We start from the raw sequence: 2,558 nt of genomic DNA on the forward strand, positions 1-2,558 counted from the left end.
CTATTTCTTCATCTGCTTCTGATTCACTCACCAGCGATCGCAATTTTTCCTCCGACGCCGCAGCCAAAGCCCTTACAGACTGCTGCATTTTTTGCCTCCCCTCGAAGGACAACTTGAGAAACGACTCCGGTACTGCTTGAGTGCAAAGGTGATAGCAAGCCAAAATTAACTGCTGCCTCACCGCTTGTCCCAACGCAGTTAAATAACCTTCATAGGTATTGCTAAACTCCAACTTCAAGGCTGCTAAAGCCTCTTCGAGTCCTGCCAAATCTTGCTCTATTCGCTCTCTTGGTCGCACCATATCTCTCGTATAAAATTAAAATAAGACTTACGCAAGTTCTAAATTCTTACGCTATCTGTAGTAGTAAGGTGTGCAGTGCACACCCTACAAATATAGTCTGTCCATAAGTCCTGTAAAAATTAAAAATTAAAAATGCAAAAAATCCAGGTTTCACATTTTTAATTTTTAATTTTTAATCTTAAGTTGGGATTATTGAGCACCCATTTGGGCTGCCACTTCATCGGCAAAGTTAGCTTCTACCTTCTCAATGCCTTCGCCCAAGACAAAGCGCACGAAGCGGCGCACTTGGACATTTTCTCCAATTTGGGAGATGGTTTGTTTCACCAACTCTTCCACCGAGATATTCTGATCTCTAATAAAAGGCTGATCCATCAAAGATAACTCTTTCATGCGCTTGTCAATGCGCCCTTGAACAATCTTTTCTTTGATGTTGTCCGGCTTGTTGCCCAAGTCGTCCTTGCCTATTTCAATTGCCTTTTCTCTTTCGACAATTTCGGGTGGGATATCTTCAACTTTCACGTATTCCACATTCGGGCAAGCTGCAATTTGCATCGCAATATTCCGCACCAAAGTTTGGAATTCTTCGCGGCGTGCCACAAAATCTGTTTCGCAGTTAACTTCCACCAGCACTCCCACGCGACCGCCTGTATGAATGTAGCTACCTACAAGCCCTTCTGAAGCAACTCGTCCTGCTTTTTTATCAGCCCCGGCTAGACCTTTTTTCCGCAGCCACTCAATGGATGTTTCGATATCGCCATCGTTTGCAGCGAGGGCTTTTTTGCAGTCCATCATGCCCGCGCCGGTTTTGTCGCGCAGTTCTTTAACAAGTTTTGCAGATATGTCCGCCATCTTCTTTAAGTTCCCAATCAAAATTAGTTATTAGTCATTAGTCATTAGTCGTTAGTCATTAGTCATCAGTCATTAGTCATTAGTCACTAATTTTAATGTTAATGATTAGACCAAATTGAAGAAATACCCTGTCGATCTTAGTATCGACTTTGTATGTGTAGCGCCATAATTAATTATGGCGCTCACAGAATGAAGGCTTTTACCAGAACTCTACTAATGACTTAGACTCGTCCTATGTACAATTAAAAATTAAAAATATCCAACTAAAAATAATAATTATTTTTAATTTTCAATCTTTAATTTTTAATTTCCTGGTGTCAGATTCCGAGGGCAATACTAGCTTTCGGTTTCTTCGCCGTCAGCGTCAGCGGCGTCGTCGGGATCTACATAATTGGGGTCATCCAATTCTTCGATTTCGACATCATATTCAGTGCCTTCGTAACCACCTTCGTAGTCGTAGTCTTCGTCACCTTCGCCGCCCTGCTGACCGTGACGACCTTCGTAGATGGCATCAGCCAGCTTGCCGACAATCAGCTTGATCGATCGAATAGCATCGTCATTCGCCGGAATCGCAATGTCAACCAAATCCGGGTCGCAGTTGGTATCCAACAGAGAGACGATCGGAATTCCCAACTTTTGGCATTCCAACACCGCATTATACTCGCGACGTTGGTCTACCAGCACCACTCCGTCGGGAATCTTCCGCATAGATTTAATCCCGCCCAGATATTTCTGGAGTTTTGCCATTTCTCGGCGCAGTACCGAAGCTTCTTTTTTCGGCAGCAAATCGAGGGCGCCGATTTCCTCACGGCGCTCCAAATCCTTGAGGCGCTCCACGCGGGACTTAATCGTCGTCCAGTTGGTGAGCATTCCCCCCAGCCAGCGCTGGTTGACGTAATAAGCACCGCAGCGTTGAGCTTCTTGGGCTACAATCCCGGCAGCTTGGCGCTTCGTACCCACGAACAAAAACTTTTTGCCTTTTTCTGAGGCAACTCTCATGTACTCGTAGGCGTCTTCCATAAGCTGAGCGGTTTGCACGAGGTCGATGATGTGAACCCCGTTGCGCTCTGTGAAAATGTATGGAGACATTTTCGGGTTCCACCGGCGGGTTTGGTGTCCGAAGTGAACCCCTGACTCTAACATTTGAGCCAAACTGACTACTGGCATTGTATTTTTAACTCCTAATTCGGGTTAATCCTCCACCCGGTCGTATTTCTGAAGGTTTGCGCCCTCGAAACACCCGAAAACCCGGATGTGCGAATTTAAACAACTTTTCTAGTTTATCACAGGGCGCGCTACTTTTTCTGACAATCTGATATCCGTAGGGTTGGCTTGGTGCGACTCGTTTAACCTAAAATAAGGGTTTTAAACCCTTATGGGACGGTTAGCCTAGCCGATTAACTCGGTT

Annotated in this window: 2 protein-coding genes and 1 pseudogene; all 3 read right to left on the reverse strand. The window is 45.2% G+C overall.

Annotated features, from left to right (window positions below; genetic code table 11):
- Positions 1-301 (reverse strand): annotated as a pseudogene (locus QUA70_RS27110) (hypothetical protein); the annotation flags it as partial.
- A gap of 189 nt (positions 302-490) precedes the next feature.
- On the reverse strand, positions 491-1,150 hold the full coding sequence (tsf, locus tag QUA70_RS27115; protein ID WP_333325124.1) for a translation elongation factor Ts: 660 nt from the start codon (positions 1,148-1,150) through the stop codon (positions 491-493).
- Positions 1,151-1,486: 336 nt separating this feature from the next.
- A complete protein-coding gene (rpsB, locus tag QUA70_RS27120) occupies positions 1,487-2,317 on the reverse strand; it encodes a 30S ribosomal protein S2 (protein ID WP_333325121.1) in 831 nt (276 codons plus the stop codon).
- Positions 2,318-2,558 lie beyond the last annotated feature (241 nt).

Source organism: Microcoleus sp. LAD1_D5 (assembly GCF_036702115.1).
Classification (GTDB): Bacteria; Cyanobacteriota; Cyanobacteriia; order Cyanobacteriales; family Microcoleaceae; genus Microcoleus.

Bases quoted from the DNA above. Each gene is read 5' to 3' on its own strand.
- rpsB (WP_333325121.1), bottom strand. From the start codon at position 2,317: ATGCCAGTAGTCAGTTTGGCTCAAATGTTAGAGTCAGGGGTTCACTTC.
- tsf (WP_333325124.1), bottom strand. From the start codon at position 1,150: ATGGCGGACATATCTGCAAAACTTGTTAAAGAACTGCGCGACAAAACC.